The following is a 13834-nucleotide window of genomic DNA, read 5'->3' as shown; positions in this document are numbered from 1 at the left end:
CCATGTGGTGGGGAGTGGTCGCGGCCCTGCTGGCGAACGTCCTGTACAGCACCGGGTTCGTGCTGGAGAAACGGGCCCTGTCCGCGCTGCCCGAAGTGACCGTGCGCAGGCCCGCCCGGCTGCTGCGGCTGGTGCTCGGCAGCCCGCTGTGGATCGGCGGGTCGCTGGCGCTGGCGGCCGGGTTCGGCGCGCAGCTCGTCGTCTACCGCACGCTGCCGATCGCCGCGGCGCAGGGCATCTTCGTGTCCGGGCTGGTGCTGCTCGTGCTGCTGTCGGCACGGCTGCTGGGCGAGGAGACCAGCGGCCGGGAGCGGTATGCGCTCGGCGCGATCCTGGCCGCGCTGCTCATGGTCGTACTGTCCCTGCGGGAGGGCGCGGACAAGGTCAGCCGGACCGCTCCGTACCCGCTGGTGCTGCTGGTGTGCGTGCCCTCGCTCGCCGCGGGCGTATGGCTGTACCGGGCCACCGAGCGCCGCGCCCGCCACCGGCACCGGCTGCCCACGACAGGGGTGGAGTACGGGGTCGCGGTGGGCCTGCTGTACGGGGTCAGCTCGCTCGCCATCAAGGGCGTGTCGGGCTATGTGACCAGCGGCCCGGCCGGACTGCTGCGCTCCCCCTACCCGTACCTCCTCCTCTTCACGGGAGCGTTCGGCCTCGTCATGTCCCAGGCGGCGCTGCAACGCTGCCGGGCCTCCCTGATCGTTCCGGTGTGCACGACGGTGACCTGCCTGTTCACCGCGGTGCTCGGCACGCTGTCCTTCGGCGAGGCGCTGCCGCACGACCCGCTGCGGCTCGCCCTGCGGCTGGCGGGCACGGCGCTCGCGGTCACCGTGCTGCTGGCCATGCCGAAGCACGACCGAGCCCCCGAACCCTCCCTCGGCGCCAAGGAGTTGACACCCCCATGAAACCCGACGACCCGCTGCTGAGGATCCTGGCGTGCCCGCTGGACAAGGGGCCGCTGCACCTGCTGCCCGAGGAGGCCCTGTACAACCCGCGGCTGCGCCGCCGCTATCCGATCGTGGACGGCATCCCGCAACTGCTGCCGTCGTCCGGGGAGCAGGTGTCGGACGACGAGCACGAGGAGCTGCTGAGGCGGATGACACCGTGAGCGGACCGACCCTGGCCGCCCGGCTGGCCCCCTGCCTCCCCACCAGGCTCGTCGCCGCCACCGCCCGCGCGCTCTACCCGCGCTTCGAACCCGAGCTGGCGCGCCTCGGCGAACTCTGCCCGGCCGGCTGCGGCACGGCGGTGGACGTGGGCGGCTGGTACGGCCCGTGGACCCGCCGTCTGTCGACGCGCGCACGTCAGGTGGTCACCGTCGAACCAGTCCCCCATCTGGCCCGGCTGCTGGCCTCGGCGGCGTTCCCGGCGAACGTACGGGTGATCCAGGCCGCCGCCGCGGACCGCCCCGGCGTCGCCCGGCTCTGGCTGCCGCCGGACGACGCGGGCGACCGGGGCGTGTCGTCCCTGGTGCGCCGGGACATCCACGGCCGGGCCCTGGAGGTGCCCTGTGTGACGCTGGACGACCTGGGGCTGCGGGACGTCGGCTTCATCAAGATCGACGTGGACGGCAGCGAGCTGGCGGTGCTGCGCGGCGCCACGGCGCTGCTCGCGCGCGACCGCCCGGCGCTGTTCGTGGAGCTGGAATCACGGATCCAGCCGATCGGGCCGGTGCTGACGTATCTGCGGCTGCTGGGCTACGAGGGCTGGGTGCTGCCGGGGACGAGCTGGATCCCGCTGGCCTCCTTCCCGCTGGAGGCCCACCAGGCCGGGACCGCGCACGTCGTCTCGCGGGGCCTGCTGCGCCGCGTCCTGCCCTTCCGCGCCGTCAGGGGTCCGCGCTACGTCAACTCGGTGCTGTTCCTCCCGGACGGCCGCCGCCCGGGTACGACCGCGATGGGCGACGATGGTCCCCATGCCGCCCTCCGGAAAGCGCCCCGCTAGCCCCTTCACCGCGCTCGACTTCCAGTTGGTGCTGCTGCGCCGCATGTCCGATCACAACCCCGGTCTGGTCGAGGACGCCCGCCATGAGCTGGGGGTCTCGATCGCGGACATGCGGGAGGCCAACAAGCGTTGGCAGGCGATGGTCCGCTCCCCGCGCGCCCGCACGTCCGCCGCGCGCTACCGCTCGGTTCTCGGCCCGCCCGAGTACGAGACCAAGCGCACCGTCGGCGACCTGGAGTGCCGGGCCTGGCAGTGGCCGCTCCCGCTCTGGCCCGCGCTGCGCTTCGAAGCGCTGGTCGGTCCCGACGGCGCGGTCTGGAACGAATGGCTGGTCCGCGCCCCCGGCGCCCCCGCCCCGGACCTGCGCACCCTCGAAGACCTCACCCCCTGGTGCTGCACGGTCGACGAGGTGGCCCGTGCCTTCGCCCCCGCCCGCCCCCTGGAGGGCACGGCGCCGACCCGCTGGGGCCTGGCGTTCACGGCGCCCGACGCGCAGGGCGTACGGCGGGAGGTGGCCGCCGAGTTCACGTGGGGGCTGCTGCAGCGGACGGCGGTCAGCGAGTAGCGGCCGCCGCGAGGATCCCGGCGGCAACCTCGTCCACCGAGCCGGGGTGCAGGAAGAGGAACAGGTTCGGCTCGACGAGCTCCAGCTCCATGACCCAGGGTTCCCCGTCCTCCCCGTCGACGAGGTCCACGCGCGCGTACAGCAGCTCGGGGGCGTCCGGTACGGCGGCCAGGGCGCGCTCGGCGACGGCGAGTTCGGCCGGGATCGGGGTCCAGGGCTCCAGGTCGGGATGGGCCACCTTGTCCGCGTCGTAGGCCGCGCCTGGTGACAGGACGGCGCGCTTGCGGCTGGCGTGCAGCAGACGGCCGCCGAAGAACTGCAGGGCGCGCTCGCCGCTGACGTCTATGCCCTCGACGTACGGCTGCACCATCGCGGTGAGCCCTTCGTCATGCATCCGCGCCAGATGCCCCACGGCCCGGTCCCGCTCGCCCGGGGTGTAGCGCGCGGCGAACCGGGCGCCCGCGCCGAAGGTGGGCTTGACCACGAACTCGCGGTCGTCCGGCAGGTCGGGGGCGTCACCGGGGGCGAGGTAGCTGGTCGGCACGACGGGCACACCGGCCGCCGCGAGGTCGCCGAGGTACCGCTTGTCCGTGTTCCAGCGCACGACGGGCGCCGGATTGGCAAGGCGCGTCACCTTCCCGACCCGCTCCGCCCACGCCACGAACTCACGCGCGCGCCAGCTGTAGTCCCAGGTCGACCGGATGACGACGAGATCGAACCCGCCCCAGTCGACGCCGGGATCGTCCCAGTGCACGGCGACGGCCTCGGCTCCGACCCCGGCATCCGTGAGGGCCGCCACCAGCAGGGGCAGGTCACGGTCGTGGTGGGGCTCGTCGCCCGGGTCGTAGGTGGCGAGTGCGATACGGGGCATGCGCCGCAGGCTAACAACGGCTGCCGCAACCGATCCAACGGGTTTGACCTTCACCTTTGGTCAGGCCCCAGCATCGGTGGCGGAACGACGAGCGGACGTACGGGGGGTGGCGGCGCATGGAGCTGCTGACGATCGGGGCCTTCTCGAAGGCGTGCCGGCTGTCGCCGAAGGCGCTCAGGCTGTACGACGAGCTGGAGCTGCTGCGGCCCACGCGGGTCGACCCGGACACCGGGTACCGCTACTACGCGGTGGAGCAGCTGGAGCGGGCGCGGCTGGTGGCGTGGCTGCGGCGGCTGGGGATGCCGCTGGCCTCGATCCGGCAGGTGTGCGCGCTGCCGCCCGCGGCGGCCGCCCGGGAGATCCGTGCCTACTGGGCGCGGATCGAGCGGGAGACGGCCGTGCGCCGCGATCTGGCCGAGTTCCTCGTCGACCACCTGACCGCAGAGCCGAGGAAGGACACCGCGATGCTGGAACTGCGCTATTGCGCCCACTCCGACACCGGGCGCGTACGGCCCACCAACCAGGACACCGCCTACGCGGGCACACGGCTGCTCGCCGTGGCCGACGGGTGCGGTCCCGCCGGAGCGCTCGCCAGCAGCGCCGCCGTGGAGGCGCTGAAGTTCCTGGAGAACGAGGAGCTGCCCGCGGGCAGCGTGCTGAACCTGCTGGAGGAGGCCGTACGAGGCGCGACCGAGGCGGTCCGGGACGTGGCCGGCGGCAGCGACACCGTCGGCACCACACTGACCGCGCTGCTGTGGACGGGGTCCCGGCTGGCCCTGGTCCACATCGGCGACTCCCGCGCGTATCTACTCCGCGACGGCGGCCTGTTCCGGATCACCCACGACCACACGGTCGTCCAGTCGATGATCGACGAGGGCCGACTCACCCCGGAGGAGGCCACCACCCATCCACATCCCGCCCTGCTCCTCAAGGCACTCTCGGGCGGCACCCCCGCGATCCCGGACCTGAAACTGCACGACGCCCTACCCGGCGACCGATACCTCCTCTGCTCCGACGGCCTGTCCGGCGTAGTACCCGACGCCCGGATCACCCACCTCCTGTCCACCGCCCCGACCCCGGACACCGCGGTACACACCCTGATCACCGAAGCAAACACGGCCGGCGGCCCGGACAACGTGAGCTGCGTGGTGGCGGACGTGGTGGAGACAACGGCCTGACACAGGCGGAGGCCGGCCTTTTCGCCACAGGCCCAGCCACCCGCCCCAAGGGGCGCGGGGAACTGCGCGACCAGCCACACACAACCGATGGACCGCGTCGAACCCGCCCCCTACGGCGCCACCGCTTCGTTTCCGAAGTCGTGGAGGCGGCAGCCGGGCGTCGGGCAGGATCGGGGCCATGGCGCTCTCGGGGACCGACGCGTACACCGCTGTGGACGACCTGCCTCCGCTCGTCCGGCGCGCGGTGACCGCCGCCCGCGACCACGGCTTCCCGTACTCCTGCCGCCCCGAGCAAGGTCGTCTGCTGTACGCCCTGGCGGGCGGCGCACGGGCCCGGATCGGCGAGACGGGCACGGGGCTCGGGGTGGGGCTGGCGTGGCTGGCCGCCGGCGCGGGCGCGGACGTGCGGCTGTACAGCATCGAGCGCGAGCCGGAGCGGGCGCGGGCCGCGGCCGGGATCTTCGCCGGCCGGCCGGGGGTCGAGGTACTGACCGGCAACTGGCGGCGGATCGAGGAGCACGCGCCGTACGACCTGCTCGTGCTCGACGGGGGCGGGCAGGGAAAGGCGCCCGGGGACACCCCCGCCGACGTGGCGCGGCTGCTCGTGCCCGGCGGCACGGTCGTCGTGGACGACTTCACGCCCGCCACCACCTGGCCGCCGCTCCACGACGGTCTCCCCGACCGGGCCCGGCTGCACTGGCTGGAGCACCCGGCGCTGTGCTCGGCGGAGCTGCGACTCGCTTCGGATCTGAGCGCGGTCGTGGGGACGCGTTGCCTGGTGTAGGAAGGGTGCTGTCGTTCCCTGCAGCGTCCCGACAGGCAAGGAGTGCTCCGCGTGTCCTCCCTCTTTCCGGCCCTGGTGGGCGGTTCTGGCGAGCGAGTCGCCCTGCGGTTCGGCGATCGGTCGCTGACGTACGCGCAACTGGGCGCCGCCGCGGGGGCCCTGGCCGCCCGGATTCATGGCGTGGGCCGGGTGGCCGTGTGGGCGACCCCGGAGCTGGAGACGGCCGTCGGGGTGGTGGGCGTGCTGCTCGCCGGGGCGGCAGCGGTGCCGCTCAACCCGAAGTCGGGGGAGAAGGAACTCGCGCACATCCTCTCCGACAGCGCGCCGTCGCTGGTGCTGGCGGCGCCGGGTGCCGAACTCCCCGCCGCCCTCGGTGACCTGGAGCGTGTCGACGTCGACGCGTACGGCACCGGCACCGTCCCCGATGACCGTACGTCCGAGAGCGACCCCGCACTGATCGTCTACACCTCCGGCACCACCGGCCCGCCCAAGGGCGCCGTCATCCCCCGCCGGGCGCTCGCCACGACCCTGGACGCGCTCGCCGACGCCTGGCAGTGGACCGGCGACGACGTCCTGGTGCACGGGCTGCCGCTGTTCCATGTGCATGGGCTGGTGCTCGGCGTGCTCGGCCCGCTCCGGCGCGGCGGATCCGTGCGGCACCTCGGGCGCTTCAGCACCGAGGGGGTGACCCGGGAGCTGAACGACGGCGCCACCATGCTGTTCGGGGTGCCGACGATGTACCACCGCATCGCCGAGGCCCTGCCCGGTGACCCGGAGCTGGCCAAGGCGCTCGGCCGGGCCCGGCTGCTCGTCTCCGGCTCGGCCGCGCTGCCCGTGCACGACCACGAGCGGATCACGGCGGCGACCGGGCAGCGGGTGATCGAGCGGTACGGCATGACGGAGACGCTCATGAACACCAGCGTGCGGGCCGACGGCGAGCCGCGCGCGGGCACGGTCGGGGTGCCGCTGCCGGGCGTGGAGTTGCGGCTGGTGGAGGAGGACGGGACGCCGGTCGCGGCGTACGACGGGGAGACCGTCGGCGAGATCCAGGTGCGCGGCCCGAACCTGTTCACCGAGTACCTCAACCGGCCCGACGCGACCGCCGCCGCCTTCACCGGGGACGGCTGGTTCCGGACGGGGGACATGGCGGTGCGCGAGCCGGACGGCTATGTGCGCATCGTCGGACGCAAGGCCACCGACCTGATCAAGAGCGGCGGTTACAAGATCGGGGCCGGGGAGATCGAGAACGCCCTCCTGGAGCATCCGGGGGTGCGGGAGGCGGCCGTCACCGGGGAGCCGGACGCGGATCTGGGCGAGCGGATCGTGGCGTGGATCGTCCCGGCGGATCCCCAGTCCCCGCCGTCGGACCAGGAGTTGGCCGACCATGTGGCCCGCCGCCTGGCGCCGCACAAGCGCCCGCGTGTCGTCCGGCACCTGGACGTCCTCCCCCGCAACGACATGGGGAAGATCATGAAGCGGGAGCTGCGCGATGCCTGAGCGGCTGTCGGCGCGCGACGTCCTCGCGCTGGTCTGCGACGCCTCCACCTTCACCGAACTCCCCTACCGGGAAGGGAGGTCCGCGCCGGACGGGCCGATCTCCTGGCAGGGGTACGACGCCTCGCGCGCCCGCGCCTCCCGCCGCACCGGCGAGGAGGAGTCCGTCGTGTGCGGCACCGCGCGCGTCGAGGGCACGCCCGCCGTGCTGATCGCCTTCGAGTTCGGCTTCCTCGGCGGCTCCCTGGGCCGGCGCACCGGCGACCGACTGGAGGCGGCGTACACCCACGCCCGCGCCCACCGCCTCCCGGTCGTCCCGCTGGTCGCCACCGGCGGCAGCCGGATGCAGGAGGGCATGCTCGCGCTGACCCAACTCCAGCGTGTGGCCCGCCAGTCGGCGCTCACCCGGGAGGCGGGCCTGCCCCAGATCGCCGTGCTGCGCGACCCTACGACGGGCGGCGGCTGGGCCACCCTGGGCGCCGGTGCCGACATCACCCTCGCCCTCCCCGGCGCCCAGGTCGGCTTCGCGGGCTCCCGGGTCCGCCCGCCGGACGCCGACCCCGCCGCCTACACGGCTCAGGCGCAGGTGGCGGCGGGTTCGGCGGACGCGGTGGTACGGCTGGAGGAACTGCGGGAGACGCTGGGGCTGTGGCTGCGGCTGCTGACCACACCGGCGGCCGAGGCCCCGCCCCCGTCCGCCCTCGGCTCCACGACCCTCCCGGCCACCGGCTGGGAAGCCGTCCTCCGCGCCCGCTCCCCCGAACGCCCGCGGGCGCAGGCCTACTTGGACGCGTACTTCACCCGCCGTGCCGCGCTCGTCGGCGATCGCTGCGGGGGCGCCGACCCGGACGGGATGCTGTGCGGCTTCGGCGAGCGGGACGGACGTACCGTCGCCTACGCCGCCCAGACGGGGACGAAGACCCGCCCCGCCGGATACCGCACCGCCGCCCGGCTGATCCGGCTCGCGGACCGGCTCGGGATACCGGTGCTGACCCTGGTGGACACGCCGGGCGCGGCGAACGACGCCGAGGCGGAGCGGGAGGGCGCGGGTGCGGCGATCGCGGACGTGTTCGGGGCCGTGGCCGCCGCCCGTACCCCGGTCACCACGCTCGTCATCGGCGAGGGCGGCTCGGGCGGCGCGCTGGCCCTGGCGGCGCCCGGCAACACCTGGGCCACACCGGACAGTTACTTCTCGGTCATCGCCCCGGAACTGGCGGCCGCCATCCTGAAGCGCCCCCCGGAGGAGACGGAGGCGACGGCCGACCAGCTCCGGATCCGGCCGCAGGACCTGGTGGAGCTGGGGGTCATCCGCGGCATCGTGGACCATCCCCAGCCTTGAGCCGGCCACCCACCCTGCCCTGGGCCATCCGGGCCTTGAGCTACCTCACTCCCACCGCCCGGATCACCTCCTGCGTCACTTTGCCGCCCCGGTCGTCGCTGGCCGAGGCGCGCAGGGACACATGCTCGGCGGCGCGCGGCACGGTCAGCGTCCCGTGCCAGCAGGCCGCCCCGCCGGTGAGCCGTACGGTCTGCCATGTCGTGCCGTCGTCGTACGACACTTCGAGCCGCCCGCCGCCGAGGGTCCCGGTGCCGGACGCGTTCGCCACGTACTGCGCGGACAGTCCGATCGGGACCCGGCTCCCGCCCCGTACGTCGCCCGCGAGGTCGGTGTCGACGTCGAAGGCGAGGTTGATGAGCGGGAGGTAGGTCCAGCGGTCCTGCGGGGTGGCGGCCGACCTGAAGGTCCACTCGGCGTGGCCCCGGGTGGCGAGGCCCCAGCGGTCCGCGTCCAGCGTGGTGTCGGTGACGGCCTTGTAGGTGTGCTCGTCGGCGGGCGCGTCCCACACGTACGCCCCGGAGCTTTGGCGCCGGTCGACCAGCGTGCCGTCCAGGTACACCTCCGTGTACTGGGTCATCCCGGTGTCGTCGCTCCACACGTCGCCGAACCCGGTGTGGTCGGGCCCCGAGTCGCCCCAGCCCGGGGTGTTGAGCTGGATCTGGTTCCCGGCGCGCTGCTGCCCCCAGCCGAGCCCGGTGCCCAGCCACGGGTGCCAGACCGGCCGGAACCAGTTGAGCGTGGGATGTGACCCGCCGGTGTAGCGCACCAGCCCGCTGCGTTCCTCCAGCGTGCCGTCGCCGACCGCCACGGACTCGTGCCACAGCTGGCCGCGGCCGGTGGAGACGTAGTCGGTGCGCTCGGCCGGGTAGTCGACGCGCTCCTGGAAGCCGAGTCCGATGGGGAAGGAGTCGGTGATCGAGTAGCGGAACTCGCCTCCGCTCACCGGCCGTACCGCATGGAACTTGACGTCCAGGGCGGCAAGTTGGCGCCCGGAGGGCCGGTAGGTGAGGTCCCGGTCCGGGACGGCACCCCGGTGGCCCTCGGAAAGGTCGTACATGTAGGGCGAGTTGCGCGTCCCGGTCATGTCCACCGTCCCGGCGGCCCGCAGCCGTGCCGCGTCGGCCGCGTTCACCGTGGCGATCTGGAGCGGGCGGTCGGCGTTGTCGTCCGTGCCCCACCAGGCCATGAGCCGTCCGGGCGCGTCGTCCGTCACGAACAGTGCCTCGGCGCCCGCGTCCTGCGCGGCCCGGGCGAGGGCGGCCGGGTCGGCGCCGTCGGCGAGGTGGGCGAGCACGGCCTTGCCCGCGACTTTGGTGAAGGGTCCGTCCCCGACGTCCACCAGCGGCAGTCGCCTGCGCCCCTCGATCAGCGTGCCACCGGGCTGGACGACCGCCTCGCCGATGCCCTCGACCTCCAGGAGCGGCTTGCCCAGCCGCCACACGGTCCGGTACTCGAAGCTGCCCCGGGTGACCTTCTCGGTGGGGGCGGCGAAGACGCTGTCGTAGGTCATCGGCACCATGACCGCGCCGAACAGATCGGCGCCGTTCGCCTTCCGGTCGTACTCCATGATCAGTTGCCGGGTCTCGGTGCGCCGCTTCACCGCGGCCTTCACCTCGCGCAACGTGCGTCCGTCCAGGGTGACTTCGCGGTCGCGGTCGAGGGTGGTCTCGGGTGCCGCGAGGAAGCCGAGGCCGAGCGAGTCCGCGCCGTGGCTGCCGCGCACGTCGAGGAAGGAGGCGAGGGTGTAGGTGCCCGGCCGGAGCCGCAGTTTCAGGGTGCCGGAGTCGCCGACGCGGGCGGGGAAGGGGTCGTCGCCCTCGGCGAGCCGCTGCACGGTGAGGTCGGCGGGGGCGGGCGTGCCGTCGCGGTCCTTGACGTGGACGGTGAGCGTGTACCGCTCCTCCTCCTTGACCAGCCCGAAGACGGTGTGGGCGACCGGCGTTCCGGCGACGGCAGCCACGATCTGCCCACTGGTGGTGCCGACCGGCGCCTTGGATCCGTCGCCGGTGACGGTCGTCGCCGCGGTGCCGTGCGCGGGGACGGTGAGGGTGGTGTCGGCGAGCGCGGCGACTCCGTCGGGGACGCCCTGCACGGAGAGCGACAACTCGACCTGCGCGTCGGATGAGTTGGCGTAGGTGACGGTCCTGGTGACCGGCTTGTTCGCGTCGTACGGCCAGCTGTAGAAGCCGAGGTCGGCGCTTCCGGTGGCGGTGACGTCCGCCTCGACCGCGTCCGGCACGCTGACCCGGCCCGCCCCCAGCACATAGGCGGACTCGTCGAGCCGCTTCGACGTCGACATCAGCGCGTCCTTGAGGCGGGCGCCGGTCCAGTCGGGGTGTTCCTCGGCGAGCAGGGCGGCCACCCCGGCGATGTGCGGGGTCGCCATCGACGTACCGCTCATGGAGGTGTAGTAGCCGCTGCCTGCGGCGAGTTGGGAGCGGGCGGCGAGGATGTCGACGCCGGGGGCGGAGATGTCGGGCTTCAGGGCGTTGTCGCCGTACCGGGGTCCGGCGCTGGTGAAGTAGGCGGCCCGGTCGTCCGCGTCCACGGCGCCGACGGTGAGGGCCGCGTCGGCGGCGCCGGGCGAGCCGATGGAGGAGGGGGCGCCGGTGTTCCCGGCGGCGACGACGAAGAGGGCGCCGGTCTCCCGGGAGAGGGTGTTCACCGCCTGGGCCATGGGATCGGTGCCGTCACTGGCCTCGGTGGAGCCGAGGCTCATCGAGACGATCCGGGCGTGTACGTCCCGCGCGGCCCACTCCATGCCGGCGATGATCTGGGACTCGCTGCCCGACCCCTGGTCGCTGAGCACCTTCCCGACCGCGAGCGTGGCCCCGGGCGCGACGCCCTTCTCCTTGCCGTCCGAGGCGGCGCCGCTGCCGCCGACGGTGGAGGTGACGTGCGTGCCGTGGCCGTTGCGGTCGGCGACCTCCTGCCCGTCGACGAAGCTCCTGGTGGCGCCGACCCGGCCCGCGAGGTCGGGATGGCTCGCGTCCACCCCGGTGTCGAGGACGGCGACGGTGACACCCTTGCCGGTCAGCCCGGCGTCCCAGGCGGCCGATGTGCCGATCTGTGCGTTGCTCTCGGCCATGTCGGCCTTGACGCGCCCGTCCAGCCAGACCTTGTCGAGGCCGCCGTGCCCGGTGAACGACCGCCAGAAGGTCCGCCCCTTGTCGGCGGCCAGGGCGGCCCCGCGCAGGCTGGCCAGCGTCCGTGTCCGCTCGGCACCGCGCGGGGTGACGGCCCGCGCGCCCTTGCCGTACGTCACGATCAGGGGCAGCTCGTCCGTCTTCCCGTCGGCGAGCCCCTGCCGTATCAGCCCGCTGACGTCGAACAGCCGCCGGTCCAGGGTGCCGGCCCGCAGATACGGAAGTGCCTCGTCCGGTACGACGGTGATGTCGCCGTCGGCGGTCTGGGTGCGGACGGCCCCGGTGGCGCCGGGCGGCCGTGCGACGGTCACCGTCCGCTTCCCCTGCCCGAGGTCGGTGACGGTCACCTTGTCGCCGGTGACGAGGGTGACGGTGGTGCCGGCGCCGGTGGGGCGGGGGCCCGCGCCGACGGGTTGTCGTGCGGCCGCCGGGGCCGCCGGCAGCAGGGCGATCACGAGCCCGGCCGACAGGAGGGTCGCCCCACGTCCGACTGGTCCTCTGGTCATCCACGCCTCTTCTCGTGTCGAGTGCGTCGGGTGCGTCGAGTGCTGCGAAGAGTGTCACGGGGCTTGTGCGGCAAGGGTGTTGAGCGGAACTGGCGGAAAGGTGCCCCGGCGGGTTCCCGCCAGTGCGGGCGGGCGCGACCGGCGGAACGGGGGACACCGCCGGTCGCCTTCGGGAACAATGGAGCCGGTAGTGGATCAAGAACGCGGGGGAGCGTGCGGAGCCATGGGCAAGCTGGTGGAGTTCAAGACCGAGGACGGCGCGATCGTGGTCGTGGAGACCGCGGATGCCGCGACCGGGACCCGCCTCGTCTCACGCGGCGAAGGACCCGGCAACGGGGCGGCGGACCGGACCGCCCGTACGTTCGAGGGCGCGCTGGACTCGGTCCGCTCGGCGGCGCAGTCCGCGCTGCGGGTCTTCCGGGAGGGCGCGCTGCGGCCCGACTCCGTGGAGCTGGAGTTCGGGGTGAAGCTGAGCGCGGAGGCCGGGGCGGTGATCGCCAAGGGTGCGGCCGAGGGGCAACTGGTCGTCCGGCTCAGCTGGTCGTCGGGACAGGGGGCAGCGGCCCCGTCGAGCACGCCACGCCAGGAGCCGACGCGGACGCCGGCCGTCCCGCCCGCGGCCGGTCCCACCACCGGATCCTGAGCGGCGCGCCGTCCGTGCCCCCCGCCCGGCCCCTTTGAACCCCCCATTCAGCGGCACCCCGCCCGGCCCCCTCCAGAAGGCGCGCCTTCCCCCCGCCCGCGCAGGATGCAGGAAGAGGCCCGCCACCCGGCGGCACCCCCATGGCCTGCGCACCCGGGAGGATCTGCCGTGACCGTCAGTCTGGAGCAGTTGCGCCGCTGCCACTTCGCCGTCGACCTGGGGGCGGCCCGCACCCGGGTGTATGTGAAGGGCGCCGGTCTGGTCGTCGACCAGCCCTCCGTCGCTGCCGTGAACATCCGGACCGGCGCGCTCATCGCGGTGGGCGAGTTCGCGGAGCGGATGACGGGGCGGACGCCGAGCTACATCCGTGTGGTGCGGCCGGTCTCCGGCGGCACGGTCGTCGACATCGAGATGGCCCAGCGCATGCTGCGCCATCTGCTCGGCGACAAGGTCCGCCGCACTCTGCGCCGCAAGACCCGCCTCCGGGCCGCCGCCTGCACCCCGCACGACGCCGATCCGCTGGCCCAGCGGGCGACCATCGAGACCCTGGTCGGCCTGGGCGCCCGGCGTGTCGAGCTCGTCGACACCCTCATCGCCGCCGCCGTGGGCTGCGGGCTCCCGGTGGAACAGCCCCAGGGCATGATGATCGTTGTGTGCGGGGCCGCCGCCACCCAGGTCGCGGTCCTCTCGCTCGGCTCGATCGTCACCGCCGAGCGGATCAACGTGGGCGGGGAGGCCGTCGATCACGCGATCGTGCAACTCCTGCGGCACGAGCACGAACTGGTGCTGCCGAGCCAGTCCGTGCGGCCGTTGCAGCTCGCCCTGTCCGGCAACGGTCTCAACACGCAGGGGCCGACGACCACGGAGATCCACGGGCGGGACGTGGCCACCGGCCTCGCCCGGTCCGTGCGGGTCGACACCGCGTCCGTACGGGACGCCATCCACACGCCGTTGACGGCCGTGCTGGACGGCATCGGCAAGGTGCTGCGGGTCTGCCCGCCCGATCTGGTGGCCGACCTTGCCGACGTCGGGATGATGATGGTCGGGGGGTCCGCGCTGATCCCCGGGTTCGACGAGATGCTCAGACGGGCCACCGGCATGCCGGTGCACATCGCCGAGCGGCCCGACGTGTGTGCCGTACAGGGCATCGGCGCCATGCTGGAGGGCAGGATCGAGCCGATGCTGCTGGATCCACTGGCGGCCTGAGCCCCCAGTGACTTACGTCAGTAGGGCAGGATCCGCCCCGAGGGCGTCCTGCGGTCGATCTCCTGCCCGCGGGGTGCGGCGGGCCGACGGCTGACACGAACACGGATCCGGCGGTCCATGACGCCTCCTCAGGCCTCGTACTGTCGGGTCTTCCTGGC

General features: G+C 73.7%; 12 protein-coding genes. 10 read left to right on the top strand and 2 right to left on the bottom strand.

Annotation, left to right across the window (positions count from 1 at the left end; genetic code table 11):
- Window positions 1–14 precede the first annotated feature (14 nt).
- The 4 genes from ACFY1J_RS03130 to ACFY1J_RS03115 are packed head-to-tail and all read left to right on the top strand — an operon-like array spanning window position 15 to window position 2509.
- Window positions 15–905: a hypothetical protein gene (locus ACFY1J_RS03130; RefSeq protein WP_390730561.1), complete on the top strand. Its 891-nt coding sequence runs from the start codon at window positions 15–17 to the stop codon at window positions 903–905.
- The gene (locus tag ACFY1J_RS03125; RefSeq protein WP_263208405.1) at window positions 902–1108 is read left to right on the top strand and encodes a Trm112 family protein; all 207 of its coding nucleotides are present in this window, start codon (window positions 902–904) and stop codon (window positions 1106–1108) included. Before ACFY1J_RS03130 ends, ACFY1J_RS03125 begins: the two co-directional genes overlap by 4 nt.
- Window positions 1105–1944, top strand: a complete 840-nt coding sequence (locus tag ACFY1J_RS03120; RefSeq protein WP_390706412.1) for an FkbM family methyltransferase — start codon at window positions 1105–1107, stop codon at window positions 1942–1944. Before ACFY1J_RS03125 ends, ACFY1J_RS03120 begins: the two co-directional genes overlap by 4 nt.
- A complete protein-coding gene (locus ACFY1J_RS03115; RefSeq protein WP_390730483.1) occupies window positions 1907–2509 on the top strand; it encodes a hypothetical protein in 603 nt (200 codons plus the stop codon). The genes ACFY1J_RS03120 and ACFY1J_RS03115 overlap by 38 nt, the downstream gene beginning before the upstream one ends.
- Here ACFY1J_RS03115 and ACFY1J_RS03110 read toward each other — a convergent pair.
- Window positions 2499–3380 (bottom strand): RimK family alpha-L-glutamate ligase, encoded by an 882-nt coding sequence (locus ACFY1J_RS03110; RefSeq protein ID WP_390730482.1) that lies wholly within the window; start codon window positions 3378–3380, stop codon window positions 2499–2501. The two genes, ACFY1J_RS03115 and ACFY1J_RS03110, sit on opposite strands and share 11 nt — an antisense overlap.
- Before the next feature lie 116 nt (window positions 3381–3496).
- Here ACFY1J_RS03110 and ACFY1J_RS03105 point away from each other — a divergent pair, with 116 nt between their 5' ends.
- The 4 genes from ACFY1J_RS03105 to ACFY1J_RS03090 all read left to right on the top strand — a co-directional run bounded on the left by ACFY1J_RS03105 (window position 3497) and on the right by ACFY1J_RS03090 (window position 8175).
- Complete coding sequence (locus tag ACFY1J_RS03105) at window positions 3497–4558, top strand: MerR family transcriptional regulator (protein WP_390730481.1); 1062 nt, start codon at window positions 3497–3499, stop codon at window positions 4556–4558.
- Between the two features lie 178 nt (window positions 4559–4736).
- Window positions 4737–5342 carry an O-methyltransferase gene (locus tag ACFY1J_RS03100; protein WP_390730480.1) on the top strand — a complete coding sequence of 202 codons (606 nt, stop codon included), beginning with the start codon at window positions 4737–4739 and terminating at the stop codon, window positions 5340–5342.
- 51 nt (window positions 5343–5393) lie between these two features.
- Complete coding sequence (locus tag ACFY1J_RS03095; RefSeq protein WP_390730479.1) at window positions 5394–6839, top strand: acyl-CoA synthetase; 1446 nt, start codon at window positions 5394–5396, stop codon at window positions 6837–6839.
- Complete coding sequence (locus tag ACFY1J_RS03090; RefSeq protein WP_390706418.1) at window positions 6832–8175, top strand: carboxyl transferase domain-containing protein; 1344 nt, start codon at window positions 6832–6834, stop codon at window positions 8173–8175. The genes ACFY1J_RS03095 and ACFY1J_RS03090 overlap by 8 nt, the downstream gene beginning before the upstream one ends.
- Before the next feature lie 40 nt (window positions 8176–8215).
- On the opposite strand, the gene ACFY1J_RS03085 is transcribed toward ACFY1J_RS03090, so the two are convergent.
- A complete protein-coding gene (locus tag ACFY1J_RS03085; protein ID WP_390730478.1) occupies window positions 8216–11827 on the bottom strand; it encodes a S8 family serine peptidase in 3612 nt (1203 codons plus the stop codon).
- Between the two features lie 223 nt (window positions 11828–12050).
- Between ACFY1J_RS03085 and ACFY1J_RS03080 the strand changes: the two genes are divergently transcribed.
- Both ACFY1J_RS03080 and ACFY1J_RS03075 read left to right on the top strand, forming a co-directional pair.
- Window positions 12051–12470, top strand: a complete 420-nt coding sequence (locus ACFY1J_RS03080) for a CU044_2847 family protein (RefSeq protein WP_390706420.1) — start codon at window positions 12051–12053, stop codon at window positions 12468–12470.
- Window positions 12471–12638: 168 nt separating this feature from the next.
- Entirely contained in the window at window positions 12639–13676 is a 1038-nt protein-coding gene (locus ACFY1J_RS03075; protein ID WP_390706421.1) for a rod shape-determining protein, read from the top strand.
- Window positions 13677–13834: the final 158 nt, after the last annotated feature.

The sequence above is a fragment of the Streptomyces sp. NPDC001406 genome (assembly GCF_042895285.1).
Lineage (GTDB): Bacteria > Actinomycetota > Actinomycetes > Streptomycetales > Streptomycetaceae > Streptomyces.
This window is presented reverse-complemented; position numbering and strand designations above follow the sequence as displayed.

Coding starts and splice junctions, on each gene's coding strand:
- ACFY1J_RS03125 (WP_263208405.1), top strand. CDS start 902: ATGAAACCCGACGACCCGCTGCTGAGGATCCTGGCGTGCCCGCTGGAC.
- ACFY1J_RS03115 (WP_390730483.1), top strand. CDS start 1,907: ATGGTCCCCATGCCGCCCTCCGGAAAGCGCCCCGCTAGCCCCTTCACC.
- ACFY1J_RS03110 (WP_390730482.1), bottom strand. CDS start 3,380: ATGCCCCGTATCGCACTCGCCACCTACGACCCGGGCGACGAGCCCCAC.
- ACFY1J_RS03105 (WP_390730481.1), top strand. CDS start 3,497: ATGGAGCTGCTGACGATCGGGGCCTTCTCGAAGGCGTGCCGGCTGTCG.
- ACFY1J_RS03100 (WP_390730480.1), top strand. CDS start 4,737: ATGGCGCTCTCGGGGACCGACGCGTACACCGCTGTGGACGACCTGCCT.
- ACFY1J_RS03090 (WP_390706418.1), top strand. CDS start 6,832: ATGCCTGAGCGGCTGTCGGCGCGCGACGTCCTCGCGCTGGTCTGCGAC.
- ACFY1J_RS03085 (WP_390730478.1), bottom strand. CDS start 11,827: ATGACCAGAGGACCAGTCGGACGTGGGGCGACCCTCCTGTCGGCCGGG.
- ACFY1J_RS03080 (WP_390706420.1), top strand. CDS start 12,051: ATGGGCAAGCTGGTGGAGTTCAAGACCGAGGACGGCGCGATCGTGGTC.